At 46.9% G+C, this 17,513-nt stretch carries 9 protein-coding genes and 3 pseudogenes; 10 read left to right on the plus strand and 2 right to left on the minus strand.

What is annotated here, in order from left to right; translation table 11 throughout:
- From QUB61_RS14695 to QUB61_RS14720, 6 genes and pseudogenes are all read left to right on the plus strand, one after another.
- Nucleotides 1-141, plus strand: a pseudogene (locus tag QUB61_RS14695) (photosystem II D2 protein (photosystem q(a) protein)); the annotation flags it as partial.
- A 209-nt stretch (nucleotides 142-350) separates the two neighbouring features.
- On the plus strand, nucleotides 351-635 hold the full coding sequence (locus QUB61_RS14700; protein WP_333125026.1) for a hypothetical protein: 285 nt from the start codon (nucleotides 351-353) through the stop codon (nucleotides 633-635).
- A 226-nt stretch (nucleotides 636-861) separates the two neighbouring features.
- A pseudogene (locus QUB61_RS14705) lies at nucleotides 862-2,166 on the plus strand (RNA-guided endonuclease InsQ/TnpB family protein).
- Between the two features lie 809 nt (nucleotides 2,167-2,975).
- Nucleotides 2,976-3,259, plus strand: a pseudogene (locus QUB61_RS14710) (4a-hydroxytetrahydrobiopterin dehydratase).
- Between the two features lie 158 nt (nucleotides 3,260-3,417).
- Nucleotides 3,418-5,067: an HD domain-containing phosphohydrolase gene (locus QUB61_RS14715; RefSeq protein WP_333125029.1), complete on the plus strand. Its 1,650-nt coding sequence runs from the start codon at nucleotides 3,418-3,420 to the stop codon at nucleotides 5,065-5,067.
- A 293-nt stretch (nucleotides 5,068-5,360) separates the two neighbouring features.
- Nucleotides 5,361-7,562, plus strand: a complete 2,202-nt coding sequence (locus QUB61_RS14720) for an iron uptake porin (RefSeq protein WP_333125032.1) — start codon at nucleotides 5,361-5,363, stop codon at nucleotides 7,560-7,562.
- Between the two features lie 245 nt (nucleotides 7,563-7,807).
- Here the strand turns inward: QUB61_RS14720 and QUB61_RS14725 are convergent, their stop codons facing one another.
- Both QUB61_RS14725 and QUB61_RS14730 read right to left on the minus strand, forming a co-directional pair.
- Entirely contained in the window at nucleotides 7,808-8,506 is a 699-nt protein-coding gene (locus tag QUB61_RS14725; protein ID WP_333125035.1) for a PEP-CTERM sorting domain-containing protein, read from the minus strand.
- A 69-nt stretch (nucleotides 8,507-8,575) separates the two neighbouring features.
- Nucleotides 8,576-9,859: a hypothetical protein gene (locus tag QUB61_RS14730; protein WP_333125037.1), complete on the minus strand. Its 1,284-nt coding sequence runs from the start codon at nucleotides 9,857-9,859 to the stop codon at nucleotides 8,576-8,578.
- Between the two features lie 308 nt (nucleotides 9,860-10,167).
- On the opposite strand from QUB61_RS14730, the gene QUB61_RS14735 reads away from it, so the two are divergent.
- The 4 genes from QUB61_RS14735 (at nucleotide 10,168) to QUB61_RS14750 (ending at nucleotide 17,461) form a co-directional block, all read left to right on the plus strand.
- Entirely contained in the window at nucleotides 10,168-15,096 is a 4,929-nt protein-coding gene (locus QUB61_RS14735) for an Ig-like domain-containing protein (RefSeq protein WP_333125040.1), read from the plus strand.
- A 78-nt stretch (nucleotides 15,097-15,174) separates the two neighbouring features.
- Complete coding sequence (locus tag QUB61_RS14740) at nucleotides 15,175-16,251, plus strand: WG repeat-containing protein (RefSeq protein ID WP_333125044.1); 1,077 nt, start codon at nucleotides 15,175-15,177, stop codon at nucleotides 16,249-16,251.
- Nucleotides 16,252-16,489: 238 nt separating this feature from the next.
- A complete protein-coding gene (locus QUB61_RS14745; RefSeq protein WP_333125046.1) occupies nucleotides 16,490-17,011 on the plus strand; it encodes a hypothetical protein in 522 nt (173 codons plus the stop codon).
- A gap of 153 nt (nucleotides 17,012-17,164) precedes the next feature.
- Nucleotides 17,165-17,461 carry a hypothetical protein gene (locus QUB61_RS14750; protein WP_333125048.1) on the plus strand — a complete coding sequence of 99 codons (297 nt, stop codon included), beginning with the start codon at nucleotides 17,165-17,167 and terminating at the stop codon, nucleotides 17,459-17,461.
- Nucleotides 17,462-17,513: the final 52 nt, after the last annotated feature.

Genomic DNA, 17,513 nt, shown 5'->3' on the forward strand with positions numbered 1-17,513 from the left:
GAAGATCCTGAGTTTGAAACGTTCTACACTAAGAACATTCTGCTTAACGAAGGCATTCGTGCTTGGATGGCTCCTACAGACCAACCCCACGAAAACTTCATCTTCCCTGAAGAAGTTCTGCCTCGCGGTAACGCTCTGTAATCACCGCGAAATATCAAAAATTCCAACATTTTAAAAGGGTCAGATAAAGCAGTTTAGGCTTTACCCTTAATGCTTAAAAAGCTCCTGTCCATGGGCGGGAGCTTTTTAATTTATTAAAAGTCTTGTTACGCCCTGCTATAAAAAATCAAAGCGACATAGAGGTAAAAACAAGGGGTACACCAAGAACGGCAGCAGCATTAAAAATTGCGATGGAAGTTGCCCAAAAGCGTGAGGCTGCTAAAATCGCGCAAAAACTCGCTACTCCCGCAAAACCTTATACGCCCAAAGAATTATCAACTCAAGTGTGGGTCCCGATGATTGGCAACGAGGGCAAAACTTATGTTAAATTCCCCATCCGAAACAGTGTTTACACTCGTATTACAGGGTCACTTGAGGCATTAGGCATTAAAGCAGCAAACGCTAACCCTGGTACACGAACTTCAGTTGTAGATTTTCGAGGCAACCACAAGAACGTTTTGCGAGTCCGTGTATAGCTGCCTCAGTAACCGCTCTTAACAGACAAACCTGTCGAATCCTATTAACATTGCCTTAACTTTTGAGGGGGTTTGGGGGAGTCCATATATCCCACGCTGTACCCTTTCAGCGTTGGGATATATAGACTCCCCCAAGCAAATTTTATCCGGTCAAACCCGGTAAAATTTGCAAACTAGGTTGATTTTTTATCAGGAATATATATAATCCTAACTGGAGATGAAAGCAATGCAGCATCAAGCCGTCAAAGTTAGACTGTATCTGACAACTGAACAACAGGCGATATTAGTTCAGCACTTTGGCTGTTCTCGCTGGTGGTGGAATTACGCACTCAATATGTGTATTGAAACCTACAAAGCGACAGGTAAAGGCTTTGACCCAAATTGCGTTGAACAAGCTCCTACCAAATCTCAAAAAACAAGAGGAAACACAATGGTTGTCGGAGTGTTACTCTCAAGTTTTGCAATCAACTACGCTCAACTTGGTAACTGCTTACAAAAACTTTTTTGAATAAGCGGGTATTTAGCCCGCTTATTCAAAGCCAAGAAAAACAGGCAGTCAATCCAGTACCCGCAGTCAGTCAAACTTGTTGACGGCTTTCTCAAGTTTCCCGGTCGTGTCGGCACTGTCAAAGCTTGCATTACATCGACCGATTGAAGGAACCATCAAAACCGTAACAGTCAGCATGACTCCTTCAGGGAAATATTATGCCTCCGTGCTGACAGAACTCGAAGGAGACAAGCCAGTTGCTTGCACCGATGGAAAAGTTGCAGGAATTGACTTGGGATTGAAAGATTTTGCTGTTGTCAATGATGGCATCAGGACATCCAAGTATCCTAACCTTAAGCATTTAGCAAAACAGGAGTGAAACCTCAAAAGGAAGCAGCAAAAATTAGCCAGAAAGGAGAAAGGAAGCAAGTCAAGAGACAAAGCCAGGAAACTGGTGGCTAGGGTTCACGAACGAATTAGCAATGTCCGCCAAGACGAATTACATAAGCTTTCAAGAAAGCTTGTTGACGATAACCAAGTCATCGTAGTCGAAAACCTTCACGTTAAGGGCATGGTTCGCAACCACACACTAGCTAAAGCAATGGATGATGTAGGTTGGAGAATGTTTGTCAATTTCTTGCATTACAAACTAGACCGCGAAGGCAAAGTGTTGGTAGAGATTGACCGATGGTTCCCTAGCTCGAAACTCTGTTCAAATTGTCACGGCATCAGGTGAGTGAAATGCCACTAGATGTTAGGACATGGACTTGTCCTAATTGCGATACTCATCATGATAGAGACGGAAACGCGGCAACTAACATTAGAGCAGAAGGAATCAGAATGTTATCAGTCTGGGGAACCCGGACTGCTGCTGATGGAGGGGATGTGAGTCCGAAACTGGGACGTAAGTCTAAGTTAACGCAATCCCCGTTGAAGTCAGAAGCTCACGCTGTACCTTTATGTCAGCGCTGGGTAGTTCACCCCTCAAAATCTCGATCGTCCAATTGCTGTAGAGATCGATCGAATACCTTGCAGCAGCAGTAATTTCCCCCGAGCTTGCAAAAATGTCAATTTGCATCCCCCATTTCTAATTCCTTGTGTTATTCTGATAAATGTGACTACTGGAATGATACTCAGAACGCAAGTTCTTTCGGTAACGCTGGCAATGGCTAGCGCACAAATCATCACCTTAAATCTTGTATTTAGGTGATGTGCGTTCAAATATGAAGCCATTTAGCTAAACTGGAGGTGATGCCCATGATAGAAAGTAGTAAACGCATGGGTCATCAGATTGGAAACTACCGGCTGTGCGCCGGGGCCGCTCACTAGCAGTCAGCCGTCGTCTCCAACTGGAAACGACTTCCACGGGGAACCAGGCTGAGCTAGGGATTCTCCCGGCAGTCAGGTTCTAATCTGAAGACCCGCTAGACCGCTCTCACCTCAAATAGTGTTAAATCTTGAGTATTAAAACTTGAGCTTCCACACTATTGGTGAGAGCGGATAGTTGTTGGTCAGGTTTTCTACAGGTGGGCATATCCATTTAACCCGGTAAATTTAGGAGTTGTCCCAAATTTACAGTGTAGGCTGCATCTGGTCTTGCCGTAAGCTCGATCGGGAGGTATCTCTCAAAGCTTTCAACAAAATAGGGAAAGCGCTATTAAACACATTGTCTTGCGGGTGACTATTCCGTTACGTTTACTACAAAACTTCTGTAAGAAGCCTGATGCTTCTACGCTGGTTTTAAACGGTAGCTTATGTACTCATACCTATTACTACCGGATGATTCACGTAATTTACAAAAATTAATATTCTGTAGGGATTCAGTTAACCTGCCATGGCTAATAAAAAAAATTATGGCTGACCTACTTAACCATAATGAAATTCAAGAGCGCGCCAGTCAATTGTCAGGCCCGACGGTTGAAGGCAAGCAACTGCGCTGTACCCGTTTATTAAAAGATTTTACCCTTAGGGATCGCCTTTGTGAATAAGTGGGTCGCCCCCTCAGAAGTCGCAGCACATCACCCAGACATCGAAAACTCCTACAACAAAGTTACACTTAACTTGACAACTCACGATGCCGGAGGCTTAACTGAGAAAGACTTGGCCTGCCGCCCAAGAGATTTCTACGCTAGATTAAAAGAGTTCCTGTTGGTCCAACAAGAGCCACTGTATCTAGAGACAGTCCCCGCTCGCGGAAAGCTCGCAAAAAAAATCGACTCGGGGTTAGCATCAGGTGTAAAAAAGTCGAGATGCCAAAAGTCCAATGTATAAAAGGCTATTCCCCATCATCCGACCATGATCGTATTTGAAAAGCCAGAGTTCAAGAACGAGTCTGCTGTAGAAAAAACCGATCTGATAGAAAAGCTTTTAGATATTGGCGCGGCTCTGTCGAGCGCCCAAGATTTGGGCGAGTTGTTAAACTTAATTTTATCCAAAAGTAGGGAAATTACCTACAGCGATGCTGGCAGCGTTTACTTAGTAGATAACAGCCAGGAAACATCTAAGCTGCTGTTCAAGGTAGCCCAAAACGGTTCTAAACCCAGACTGTCGTTTAAGGAGTTTTCCCTGCCGCTGACAGACAAAAGCTTGGCGGGATACGTGGCAATTACAGGTCAAAGTTTGAACCTGTCTGATGCCTACGACTTACCCTCGGGCGTACCCTACCAGCTAGATACCAGTTTTGACAGGGATATTAATTACCGCACTTGCTCGGTAATGGTACTGCCGATGCAAAACCGACAGGGCGAGACAATAGGCGTACTGCAACTGATCAACCGCAAAACAAAGGCAGATACGGTGCTGACAGCAGACAATGCCTGGGAATCGACGCAGCAGTATTCGGATTGGGAAGAAAGGATTGTTCGATCGCTCGCTTCTCAAGCAGCAATCTCGATCGAGCGCAATCAACTCCAAGAAAGCATAGAACATTTGTTCGAGGGCTTCGTCAAAGCCTCGGTGCAAGTCATAGAAGCCAGAGACCCCTGTACCTACGGCCATTCAGAACGAGTAGCAGCCCTCACAGTACGCCTGTCAGAAGAAGTAAACACCGTCAGCAGCGGACGACTGCGCTCTGTTTACTTTAACAACCGCCAAATTCAAGAAATTCGCTACGCCGCCCTGCTGCACGATTTTGGGAAAATCGGAGTGTCCGAAGCAGTTTTGACCAAGCAGAAAAAGCTCTACCCCGCACAGCTAGAAATCATTCGCCACCGCTTTGGCTTAGCTCAGCGGACTATGGAAATGGAATGCGTCCAGTCTAAATATAAATACTTGCTGGAGCATTCAGCCTACCGAAAACACCCGAGCCAGGAGCCAGAGTGCGCTCAATGCCAGGAAATCGAACAGCTAGACACTAAGCTAGCAGAGGCGAAAACCAGATTAGCCGAATACTGGGAAGTGCTGCTAGAGGCAAACGAGCCTCACATTTTGGCAGCAGAACCCCTAGCTCAACTGCGAGAGATTTCTCAACAAACTTACAGAGATATAGACGGCGCAAAGAAACCCCTGCTGAGCCCAGACGAGATCGTGCAATTGATGGTGTCAAGGGGCAACCTGACGCCGGAAGAACGAGCGGAGATAGAATCTCATGTAACTCACACTTATGATTTCCTCAAGCAAATTAATTGGACAAAGGATTTAAAAAATGTTCCAGAAATTGCCTACGGACATCACGAAAAACTCGACGGCACAGGCTATCCGCGAGGTTTACAAAAGTCAGAAATTCCAATTCAAGCGCAATTAATGACGATCGCCGATATTTACGACGCCCTGACAGCAGGCGATCGACCCTACAAACGAGCTCTGCGAACAGATGCAGCGATGAAAATTTTGCGGCAAGAAGCAGCTCACAACAAAATCAACGCTGATTTGTTAGAATTGTTCGACCATCGCCAAGTCTTTAGCGTCCTCGGACACAACTTGGATGTTAAAGTCGAATCAGCCTAGACGAGTGGGGCGGGCTGTGGTAAAAAGTAAATAAGGCGATCGGGCGCTATCTTGTGTCATCCGTCAAATCAATCGACAGCCCAAGTCGGGTATGGTTTTGACGCAGTTGATTGCAGGTTAGAAAACAGGCTCTGTGCAGCGGCCAGTCATATCTATACACTCGGTCAGCCCGAAAGAATCAAAAGAAAAATTGAATTTTAGGTCTTTTTTTAGATTATGCTAGTTGAGCAACGACTGACCACATAGAAGACTAGAAAAGTTTCTCTGTAATCGGTGTGAGGATGAGAGTGAATATGTCGAAATTTTTGTGGAGTTACCTACTAATCAGCCCAGCAGTCTTAGGAGCTACCCTAGTAGTTTCTTCGAGCGCCATGGCAGCAGACGCTCAGCAGGCTGCTGATGCGCTCAAGCCCACTGGCGCCAAAGCTGAAACCGCTGAAACCTCCGAAGCGAAACTCAATGCTTTAGCTGCTGTTTCCGAAACAACCGCAGCCTCCGAGCCAGTCGAAGAAATTTCCCAAGCCGCGGCGGGCAACGAAACCCAGGCAGCGATTGCAGATTCGGAGACCGGTGCAACTGAAAGTGCGATCGCCGGAGCCAACACAGCCCCTGCCGCCGCAAATCCCGAAGCGGCATCACAACCTACAAGTGAATCTTTAGCCGCCGCCGGGCCAACAGTCGCTCAACCAGTAGAAAATTCTGCCCCTGCAGCCCAACTAGAAACTCCAGCCCCGGCAGCTACCGCTCTCCCAGAGCAAATCGGTGCAGTTCAATTAGAAACTCCAGCCCCGGCAGTGGCAGAGTCGGCAGCACAAAGTTTGCCCAAACCGGCTGAATCTGTAGCCCAAACTGCCGCACCGCAAGATCAAAACCCAGCCGCCACATTAGAACAGCTCAACGAGTACAGCAGCGAAGGTGCGGCCAGCGGTGAAACTCAAAGTCAAGTTACCTCAGTATCTCAACTTTCCGACGTGCGGCCCACAGACTGGGCATTCCAAGCACTGCAATCCCTAGTTGAGCGCTACGGCTGTATTGCCGGGTATCCCGACGGCACCTTCCGGGGCAACCGGGCCATGACCCGCTACGAATTCGCAGCCGGTTTAAATGCTTGCTTAGACAAGGTTAGCGAGTTAATTAGAGGAGGCACTGGCAACTTAGCTACTAGAGATGACTTGGCAGCCCTCCAACGGCTCCAAGAAGAATTTGCAGCGGAACTGGCAACCCTGCGCGGCCGCGTCGATGCTCTGGAAGCTCGGACATCCGAACTCGAAGCAAACCAATTCTCCACTACTACCAAGCTGACTGGGGAAGCAATTTTTGCCCTCAGCGACGACTTTAGTGGCGACGTTAGCCTTTTTGACACAAACGGCAACAAAATCGGCAGCGACAACAACGAAACTGTCTTCCAACAGCGGGTGCGTCTCAATTTAAATACGAGCTTCACCGGCAGAGACTTGCTGCTGACCAGGCTTCAAGTCGGCAACGGCCAAAGGTTCAACCTTGGGGCTACCAGCGAAGGCACTCAAACTTGGAATGTTGTCGGCAGAACTGACAACGTTGTTGCCCTCGACACCTTGCTGTACAAGTTCCCCGTCGGTCAGCGACTGAACGTTACCCTTGCAGCCAACGCTGTCGTCTGGGACGACATTCTGCCGACAGTCAACCCTTACTTTGAAGACTTTGACGGCGGCAACGGGTCATTGAGCACCTTTGGACAGCGGAACCCGATTTATCGCTTAGGTGGCGGTGCAGGTATCGGCTTTGACTACGCTTTCGGCGGCAGGGGCTTGCTGGGCGGTGTGTTCGGTCCGACTTCTCTGTCCTTTGGTTATTTGGCGTCAAATGCAGCCAGTCCGGCTAAGGGTGCAGGCTTGACGAACGGCGACTACACGGCGATGGGCCAGTTGACTTTTACCCCCGGACGCAACTTCCAAGTTGCTTTCAACTACAACCACGGTTACTTTAGCAGAGGTAACTTTGGGTTTGACAATGGTTTATCGAATGGGCCAGACAGTATAGGCGGTTTCACCGGTACCGGCGTGGCTAATTCTCTCAACGGTTTGAGCGAAGGCTTTGCCGGCTTCGGCGCTCGCAAAGTTGTCAGCAACTCCTACGGTGCTCAGGCTTCGTTGCGGCTGAACCCGAGGTTTATCCTTGGCGGCTGGGCTGGTTTAACCAATGCCCGCATTATCGGCATCGGCGATGCGAAAATCTGGAACTACGCTGTCACCTTGGCTTTGCCCGATTTAGGGAAAGAAGGCAACTTGCTAGGGTTCGTGGTAGGTCGTGAGCCTTACTTGGATAAACTTGAAGCTGCCAGAAGTTTGCGGAGCTTCCGCAACGATGATTCGTATCACGTCGAAGGGTTCTACAAGTTTCAGCTATCGGACAACATTTCTGTTACTCCGGGCGTGATTTGGGTGACCAATCCCAATCAAGATGACGATAACGACGACATCATTATTGGTACTCTGAGAACTACTTTCACGTTCTAAGAGCACGTTAGAGGAGGCGTGGCGGGTCATACCCTCTCTGCTGCCAACTCTAGCTAAATTTAGCCCTGCTTCCGGCAGGGCTTTTTTGTGCGGTGGACGAATCAGGAAATTAAGCCCCTCAAAAAACTCGATCGCGCCCCTATTTGGCAGAGGGCTAAACGTTAAAGGTGACACCTTCTTCACCTGACTCCAAAACCCGAAAGTATAATTGCTCAAAGGAGCGATCGGACCGCATCTTATACATCTTATTTAAAAGCTTTTTTCCCCACCTTCCTCTTCCACCAGCACCCCAAGCCAAAAGCTAAACCAACACTTGCGATCGTAGTAGGTTCCGGCACAGTTTCAGACTCAGACTCGTACTCATAGCTGAGAGTAAGAGTTGAATCAGCCGCGACAGTGCCCGCGTAAGTTCCAGTTGCAGGCGTTCCTAAAACTTTAACAGTACCCATTGTCGCAATGCTAGCAGCAATTAAATCGCCCGCACACCCACTAAACATATTTAGAGACTGCGGCGAACTATAAGTCCTTGAAACTCCTGCCATCGCACTCCCACCTGTAGCCCCCGCAGCCCCCGATTCAATACTCATTTCCGGCGGATTTGCAAACAAACTCAAAACCAAATTGGGGTCAGCTTTTAAACTAGGTAAATTCACAGCAATTTGAGCATTCGTTACCGCAGTACCAGTAAAATTGCTAGCAGGAACAATACTGATATCGCTGTTAACCGTTGACTGAACTGTAACATAAGCCTTTAACAGCGTCCCCAAAAGCGAATTAAACTTAGGAAACACCCCATTCAGCGTACTATTAACTGGCTGCTGCTTCAAATTTACCGTATAAGTTTGCGTGAGAACAGCAGCTTGTACAGGTATTGCCAACTCATTGAAGCCCGAGCTAAGAACCCCAGAAACAACCGCTACTCCTAACTTTTGATATCCGTTCATTGCGACACACTCCTAAATAATCACTCTTCTTTTCGTTCGGGAAAAGTGTCTGCCACTTTCCGCTTTTTTTTAACTGCCCGACGGCAGGTAAAACTTAGAAAAATCGATAAACGTCGGCATATTTTGCACCGCCCAACGAACAACAGCAGAGAACAGAAAACCTAAAAACCAGACAGTATAAGCTATGCTAAAAGGAGCATAAGCAGCCAAAGTCCAGCAGTCTGAAGGTTCTTCCCAAATGTGTTCGCGCCGCAGTAAACGAGCGTAAAATTGAAAAGACCTCGATCGCAAATTGTTAATGCCAGTCAAAGCAACTAGCAAATAATAGCCATCAAACTTATTCAAAGGGTTGAGGTTAAAAACTACAGTAACAAGGGTTGCTACCATCAGCAAATAGCTAGCAAAATGCCAACCAGCGTTAGGCTTAGACAAAACCCAAACCCAAACCGAAAAAGCCCAGATAGCCACCTGCACCAACACCCCTGCTGCTACTACAAAAACGCGGTGTTTCCGCCTCACTAAACTGTACTGATCTGTCGTATCTGTATAGAAGCCCGGTATCAAGCACAAAAACAGCAGCCCCATTTCTGGGACAACACCGCCGTAGTGCTTCAAAGTAAAAGCGTGGCCTAATTCGTGCAGACAAACTACTACCACAATCAGTAGCACAAATGTTAACAAGGTTGTAATTTCTCCTGTTGCCCAAACCTGTTGATTGGCAGCAGAAACTTCGTCAGCCAAAGCCAGCCATACAGCCAGAGAAGCACTGATTAAAACACCCATACAAAAGCAAAATTGCCAAGTCCAAATCCAGCGGAGTTTACCTGTGTGTTTGGTTAGCCAAGCATCAGGATTGAACAGGGGAATTTGGAAAGACAATAATTGCTGAATGTTGAATTTATTTGGGGGTGGTTTTTGAGGTTGGGTTCCCTCTAACATTCCCGTTTCTGCTAGCATCTGCAGCAAGTATTGCAAATCCTCCAAAGTAATGTCATATTCCGATGCGATATCGCTTATTGGCTTCAAGCCTAACTGTGACATTACCTCTTTGTCAGCATTGTCAACTTGCAAGCAAGTAACGCCTTCTGAGTTGCGGAGTATCCAATAGCCGTCTGGGTGCGGTATCCACTGTACCGTTGATTTGAGTTTGGGGCCATAAAGAATCGTTGGAGAATCTTCACTGGGATTTTGAACTCTCGATTCCCCCTCTTCCTGAGTCACGCCGGGACACAAATTTTCTTGACTTTCTATGCGTGCAAATTTTTCACCATTTTGCATGATGTTGGGAGTTATAAATTGTAGGCTGCACTGAAAAACATTGGCAATGCAAGCAATTTGTATTTTGCTATACATATAACCGTTATTTGTATTAACTAATACCAAAAGCAACCTTGTGTTTACAAGTTGCGATCGCTGCATGATGATTTATACAGAAAAACATTGGCAATGTCAGCAATTTGTATTTTGCTATACATATAACCGTTATTTGTATTAACTAATACCAAAAGCAACTTTGTGTTTACAAGTTGCGATCGCTGCATGATTTATATGGTAATGTTTAATTAGCTAATTTTCCAATCTACGTAGTTAATTATTAATTAATAAACTCAATTAACTGCCTGGGTTTTCAAGGTCACTACTAAGCGCGGGGGCTTCAGTGTATGGGTTGGCATTCAAAAGGCTTTCAAGTTCGCAAGAATAAAGGGGTTGAGAACTCTCCCCCAAAAACTCGTCGCCCGCGAAAGACATTCATCCTGGAACGAATTATCACCCCCAGCGCCCTAGTCCCTGGTGGTGTGGATGACCGTGACGCCCTGCACCAACTCCTCAACTCTCTATCGCTGCTGAATTTTGACTTTTCAGACTGGGCCGAAAAACTTAATCACGCGACCAATTTACATTTATTTGCAGATAGCGGTGCGGGTACTTGCCCAACTTCCCCCACCCCCGATGGCGACTTGCCGCCGATTGTTGACTTTGACCCCTTGGGCTTGCACTCTCCACCAACACCAACACCAGGGCCTAATGTTCAAGGGGCTTTTGATACGCTGCCGCCCCCAATTATACTGCCCGTAGATCCGCCTGAAAGCAATAATAAAGTACCTACTGATTTAGGTGGCGCTTACACATTTACAGCCAAAACAACATCAGGTAATAACGATGCAGGGAAAGCGAACCAATACACCTTTAGCATTGCTAGTTCCGAACTCAATTCCACAGATTCAGACACCGTAGTCGTCGGGATTTCAGTCGAATCAAAAGACGGCAGTCAAGGACTCCCTCAACTGCCAGAAGTAGATGGGCTGACACCGATTCTCACATCTAGCGATACAAATAGTACCTATTCCCTATTTTCCATCAACCGTTCTGGCTTGAACCTGCTTAATTTGAACGGTGCATCAAGTTCAACCAGTGGCGCGTATTCTCTACAACTGAACGTAGCAGGCGATATCAATAGCGACGGCCGAGTTGATGCCACTGACAGGCAACTGCTAGATAACGCTTTAGGCCGCACGGCCTCTGACCCCGGTTATACAATTGACCTCGACCTCAACCGGGATGGCATCATCAACGGGGCCGACCAAACTCTCTTCAACACCAACTTCGGCTTTATTGCCAACCGGCCGCCTGTCGCCTCGCCATTCTCAACCAGTACCCATACAGAATTGGAGACAACCATACCCTTAGTCGGTAAGGCAACTGACCCCGAAGGCGACTCCATCTTGTACAAGGCACTCAATCCTGTTAACGGTACGGTGCTGTTCGATTCTAATACTAAGACGGCTACCTTCAAACCCGCGCCGGGATTCTCAGGCATCGCCAGCTTTGAATTGGCCGCCAGCGATGGCTTGAACTGGGGAGTACCAGCGAAAGTAACGGTTAACGTCAGCGGTGCACCGCTGCTTTCTTTGGACTTCGCCGAGCGTCGCCCCCAGCTTTATGCTGGAGATAGTACACAACTGAGAGTTTTGGGCGACTTTGCCGACCAAAAAGGTGTAGTGCTGCCAGCTTCTTACTTGACTTATGCTTCGTTAAACCCAGGGGTAGCACCCATTGACGCTTTCGGGAAAGTGACGGGGCTCGCTGACGGTACTTCAATTTTGAGCGCGTCTCGCAATAACATTCAAGCCGTGACAGCGGCGCGAGTAGGCGAACTGCCGATTGCTGCTGCCAACGATGACGAGTGGAAGGCGCTACTAGCAGAGATTTACGGTTTGGATGTTTACCCGAAAGCAGTAACTTTAACAACAGGAGTAAAGCGCTCTTTACTGGTAGGAATTGAAGGTTTTACTGACTCTCCAGACCTCAAATTTGGCTCTGTCGGCACTCGCTACTTCGTCAGCAACCCCAATATATTGCAGGTGAATTCAGATGGCGTAATCACTGCTTTGGGTGAAGGGGTTGCCAGCGTCACCGTCATCGACGGAGGAGCAGAAAAGGTAGTTCCAGTGCGGGTAAAAACGCCTTTGATGGGCCCGGCGATTGTGGGAGTTGATGGCGGAGTCGTACAAGGCAGCGACGGCTCAGTAGTAATGGTAGCTCCTAGTGCTTTAACTCAGGATACAACGGTTAACATAACGCCACTTAGCAGCGCTTCACTGCCACTGCCATTCCCCGACAGCATGGAGTTTGCTGGGGGATTCAATTTGGACTTGGGGAACACCCCCTTGAATATACCCGTCCAGTTGGCAATTCCAGCCCCAGTTGGCGTACCAGTCGGCACCGAAGTTTTATTTATGCGGAAGGGGTCGCTGCCGGCTGGGGCTGATAGCTGGAACGAAACTTGGCTGATACAGGAATCAGGAGTAGTAGGTGCAGACGGAATGATCCGTACCACTTCGCCACCTTTTCCAGGCGTGACAGAGAGCGGTACTTATACTATTGGGTTATTGCCCGCAGGAATGCCCTCAGTCAGTTCAATTGTTAACGCCGGCACAAAAGCAAATGCTGGACTCATCAAGCTTTCTACTAATCTCAACTTTGAGAATAGCTATTTAGGAGGACAAACGGGTGGAGTCGGTGCAGTCTCCGCCACAGAGAATCAATTCGAGGCGACAACCTCACTATTAGCTTACTTGGCGCAATCTTCAAACAAGCCGCTGGAAATGATCGGAATTCCCAAAGTTGGGGAACCCGCGGTCACTACAGCTCAGGTAGGGCTCAATGCAGAAGGAGTTCCTACAGTCTCGGCAGTTCTCAATGGGCCTGACACAGGGTTAGCAGTCCCCCTCGAACCGCCGTCGCTGGAGTCAGCCGAACTGAAGTTCTCGAACAGCGAACCTGTGATATTTTTAACAGGTAACAATTTCCTCAATGGACTCAACGGCAATCTCGGCTCTAGTTTCGGGGATTTGAAGGTAGACTTCTGGATGGGAGGTAAGAATTACTCTGGGACTGTTGTGCCGGAACTGAGCAGCTCCCTGGGAGAGAACCGCTATAAGGTGGCGGTAAAAGCTCCTATTAACATACCTCTGGGCGAGTCGGAAATTGTGCTGTCACGGCCGCAGAAGGAGCATTTTGGCCCTGGCCCTCTTGATTCTGGTGTGGTTGAGCGTTCGAGTGTTGAAGACATCCAGTTAAAGCCTATATTTTCTGATCTGATTCTGGTAGCGCAACGGAATACTGACAAAATTCAGGTAATTGACGCTCTCAGTTCGGGGACGACTCCGCCGAACCCGCAACAGCAGCCTCCCGAGAATGTGTCGGTAGGCATACCGGGGACAACGGGGAAAGACTGGGATCGTCCGGGACAGTTAGCTGTCACCAGTAATGCTACTCGCGCCTATGTACCTTTGGAGAGTACGGGGCGGGTGGCAATGGTGGACTTGCTGGCGCGGCGGGAGGTGGATATTGATGCTTCTACGGCGACTGTTGATGATATTATTTTGCCACTCGGTGCATCTCCTGGGGCGATATCTATTGACCCCTGGGATAATTATGCCTACGTCACCGACTCTAAACTCGGCAGCATCTATGTTCTGGATATCAATCCTGACTCAGCAAGCTATAACCAGGTTGTCCAGACTATCTCTGTTGAGGGTACGTCAGGACTGCGCCAGATTGCTATCAGCAGTGACGGGCGCAAGCTGTTCGCTACTGCGAAAGATGGTAATATTTACGCTGTGAATATTGACCCAGAAGACCAGCCGACGGTTCCCAATTCTAATCCTCGGAAGTGGTGGGAGCAAATTGGAAAAGTATCGACTCCTACAGGGGCTTGGGGGTTGGCTGCAACTCCTGACCCGCTCAAAATGGTTTTTACCAATGGCAACCCGAACACAGACGGAAGCGGTTTTGGGGTACTGACGGTGAGTGATGACCCGATCAATTGGGCTCCCAAAACTGACTATACAAGTTTAACGCTGGGTAGCGGGTTTGATTTCTTTGATGTAACTGAGGGAGTGGCTGTAACGGTGACGGCTGATGGAAACTATGCGTTTGTGGCGGGTCGTAATAGTAAAAAAATCATTGAAGGTGACAATCCGCTGGCGGGGGGGAATATTGGGATTATTCAAGATCCGTTGGGGCTTAATCCGAAGTTAGTGGCGGCTACTCAACAGATGCCGGAACTGGCAACTAATAATCTGGCTCTTTCTAGTGATGGGAAGTATCTGATTGGTTCTTATCCTACTCTCGGTGGTAAAGGAGATGCTTACGTCTTTGATGTGGAGGAAATTATTAAGACTGTTGAAAATCCTGGTGGTTACGATTTGACGAAGGTGGGTGTTGATAAAATTAATCCGAAGGTTGTTTCTAATAGTTTTGCGATTACGAGTAATCCTTTGGGGTTGGCTGTAGCGAAAAAACCTCATACAAATGTGTATGGTGCTAGTGTGTATGGTGGTAGTGGGGAAGATATTATTGCTCAGAGTGGCTTTAAACCTACTGGTCTAGCTCCCACAACACCACGTCGCAATGCTGATAAGGAAGAACAGCGTAACCGTGCAATTAACATAGTCAAACAGTATGCTGATACAATTTCGTCTAATGCAAGAAAATACAATGTAGCCCCAGAAGCGATCGCAGGAGCAATCCTCTGGGAAGGATTGGAAAACCCTTACGACCCTTTTAGAAGACCCGGATTTACAAGAAGTAACATACCTGGTAAAGTTCACCCAGACAGCAGTATTTTTGGGGAGGAATGTGTAGCGGAAGTGGTAGAAAATGAGCGTTTAGTTCCATTCCCTAAAATCCGGCAAGAAGTAGTTATCTTTCCACCTGTAGGTGCATTGCAAGACCCTTCTTTTTTAGCGCCGATAGCACGTCGAAATTTGATAAATAGCGATCGGGCAAAGAGATTGAAAGAGCCTGCAACAGCCATCATGTATATTGCAGCTATCATGGATCATCACGCAAAAAATTACGAGAAATTGGATCAATATCCCAAATTGAAAGCAGCAGGGTATGATATTAGGCAAGATGTTGGTGTGCTTTGCCAACTTTACCAAGCTGGTAACAGTCAAAAAAGTGCTTCTGGATTTCAAACGCGGTTTATAGCCGATCCAAAGGCACGTCCGATTGTCGGAGACGAAATGGGAAAATGGGTCAGAAACAACATAAATTTTATTAGAATTTTGTTGGGAATGTAATGGTGACGTTAAGTTAAAGGTGACACCAATCAGCAAATAACAAATTATGGACGATACACCTTAGTAGGGAATAAAAAAATGAAGCTAACCATTTTTTTTATTTTGATTATGGTTTTAAATTTGAGCGCTAGTTGTTCATTAAAGCCAAACCAAGCATCAGTTTTACCAGAACAGGCATTCCTTGCCTCTAGTTCTTTCCAAAAGCACAGGCAAGAATTAGTCGGACTGTACCCGATTCAACTCAATGGAAAAATGGGTTATATGGATTTGACGGGTCAGGTAGCGATCGCGCCTCAGTTTGATTATACTGATAGATTTATTGAAGGATTAGCTCAGGTAAAAATTAACAACAAGTGGGGCTTTATAAACCCAGCAGGAAGCATAGTAATTAAGCCACAGTTTGATGAGACAGATAGATTTTCAGAAGGGCTGGCATTGGTAGGAATTAAAGATCGTTGGGGTTTTATTGATAAGACAGGAAAGCTAACCATTCCCATACAGTTTGATTTTGCTTCTAAATTTTCCCAAGGACGAGCTATAGCGATGACTAAAAAAGGGGTGGGCTTTATAGACCCAACAGGAAAGCTCGTCATTGAGCCAACTTATTTTGAAGCAAGAGACTTTTCTGAAGGACTAGCAGGGGTAAGAATACTTAAGACTGGCTTTCCTTATGACTGTTGTGCCGATCCCAATTTTTGGGGTTTTGTCGATCGCAGTGGTAAAGAGGTTATCCCCTTGCAGTTTAGAGCGGTCGATGATTTTTCTGAAGGACTAGCTGCTGTTACAATTTATGGTAAAATGGGTTATATCGACCAAAAGGGAAAGATGGTAATTGAGCCGCATTTTGATTACGCTGGTTCTTTCTCTGAAGGGTTAGCTATTATAAAAATTAAAGAGAAGTGGGGCTATATCAACCGCAAGGGAAAGATGGTAATTGAGCCACAGTTTGATAATGCTAGTTATTTCTCCGAAGGATTAGCTGGTGTATATATCGATCGCAAGTCGGGCTATATCGACCCGACCGGAAGGCTAGTGATTAAAGCACAGTTTGATTTCACTTATCCCTTCATTCAAGGGCTGGCACGGGTAGGAGTTGGCGATAAGGAGGGATATATTGACCCAAGTGGAAAGTATGTATTGGAACTCTCAAAATAAGAAATTCTCTCGCTTGGGGCGGAAGTGAGAATTGGTCAAAGTCGAGTTGGGATAATGGGAAACTAATGCGAATTTCCTTCGATATTGATGATACCTTTATTTGCGATCGATTAGTGGCTGCTACGGTGCTTTGTGGGTAGGATCGGGGGTCGCAGGAGCTGTTCTAATTGCATTGGAAGTAACTGCAAGGTTTTTGGGGTTAGAGTTACGTTTTAGGTCTTCATAGACACTATTACTTATGACAAAACAGAACTGCTTGAAACTTAAATTATCTTGGAAAGACATTGAAAGCTGGAATTACTTAAGAGCTTTGTCTTTACCAACTCTACCGTGGGCTGCTTTTTTTTTACCACTGGTGGGATTGCCAAATGCCCTACTAGAGCAACCGTCTATCTGGGAGTCCATTTATACCCAGGCTTTTATTGAGCATGAGACTCGCTATCGCATGAGGGATTGGACTGGCACACATGGGGAGCGGGGCGAATTGGTACGGCAGGTAGTCACGAAGGCGTTGTGGCTGCTAGCACAGCAGATGGGACGGAATGTGGTACTTGATTTAGAGAAATGGGTCAGGTTTCACTTTTTCTGTCCTGAAGCCGAAAAAGCGATGAATGAGTGGGAAATTACTCTTAGCTATGCCTATATTTCGCCCAATTCCCGTCGTTATCCTCGAAAAGTTCTTCCACCCGCCGTCTTAAGCTGCTACGCATCTAAATTGAATGCAGAGACGGGCAGGATGCCCGTCCCACAAGAAGTGTAGAAAAATTGACTGTCAAATTAGATGCATAACAGCTTAGATCCCATATTACCAGAGATTTCTGAACTGGTAAATCTCGATCGCAGAACCGAGATTAAGGACGCTTGGAGGCGCGTCGCCCCGCCCCCACCATAGGAGCAGATTCCATAGGAATATATGGAACACTGCTATGAAGAGCTCCTGCTTTCTGTCGCATTCGATCGACCCCTGACGCTGAAAGCTTTGCAAACAATTGCCTCTAGACTCAATGGCACGGAACGTTCAGAAGTGATAACGCGGGCAGAGGCTCAAGCTCGGATTATGTATAGAGATGGTAAGCCAAAAAATCTGTGTGGAGATAAGTATTTGCCAGTTGAACTTCCCTGCTTTGATGTTCCATCATTACTTGACTTTTCTACTGTAGATGAGATTGCGATCGACGGAAGCCACCACGAGGATAAGACTGTGGATTAATGAGCGATACATACGATCGTCTTGCGAGCCTCTTTTGAAATGAATTTATGAA

It is taken from the genome of Microcoleus sp. C2D2, assembly GCF_036702495.1.
Lineage (GTDB): Bacteria > Cyanobacteriota > Cyanobacteriia > Cyanobacteriales > Microcoleaceae > Microcoleus.

What these genes read in the sequence shown, in the direction of transcription:
- QUB61_RS14730 (WP_333125037.1), bottom strand. Translation starts at nt 9,859, where the DNA reads ATGTATAGCAAAATACAAATTGCTTGCATTGCCAATGTTTTTCAGTGC.
- QUB61_RS14745 (WP_333125046.1), top strand. Translation starts at nt 16,490, where the DNA reads ATGACAAAACAGAACTGCTTGAAACTTAAATTATCTTGGAAAGACATT.
- QUB61_RS14735 (WP_333125040.1), top strand. Translation starts at nt 10,168, where the DNA reads ATGGGTTGGCATTCAAAAGGCTTTCAAGTTCGCAAGAATAAAGGGGTT.
- QUB61_RS14740 (WP_333125044.1), top strand. Translation starts at nt 15,175, where the DNA reads ATGAAGCTAACCATTTTTTTTATTTTGATTATGGTTTTAAATTTGAGC.
- QUB61_RS14725 (WP_333125035.1), bottom strand. Translation starts at nt 8,506, where the DNA reads ATGAACGGATATCAAAAGTTAGGAGTAGCGGTTGTTTCTGGGGTTCTT.
- QUB61_RS14750 (WP_333125048.1), top strand. Translation starts at nt 17,165, where the DNA reads ATGGAACACTGCTATGAAGAGCTCCTGCTTTCTGTCGCATTCGATCGA.
- QUB61_RS14720 (WP_333125032.1), top strand. Translation starts at nt 5,361, where the DNA reads ATGTCGAAATTTTTGTGGAGTTACCTACTAATCAGCCCAGCAGTCTTA.
- QUB61_RS14700 (WP_333125026.1), top strand. Translation starts at nt 351, where the DNA reads ATGGAAGTTGCCCAAAAGCGTGAGGCTGCTAAAATCGCGCAAAAACTC.
- QUB61_RS14715 (WP_333125029.1), top strand. Translation starts at nt 3,418, where the DNA reads ATGATCGTATTTGAAAAGCCAGAGTTCAAGAACGAGTCTGCTGTAGAA.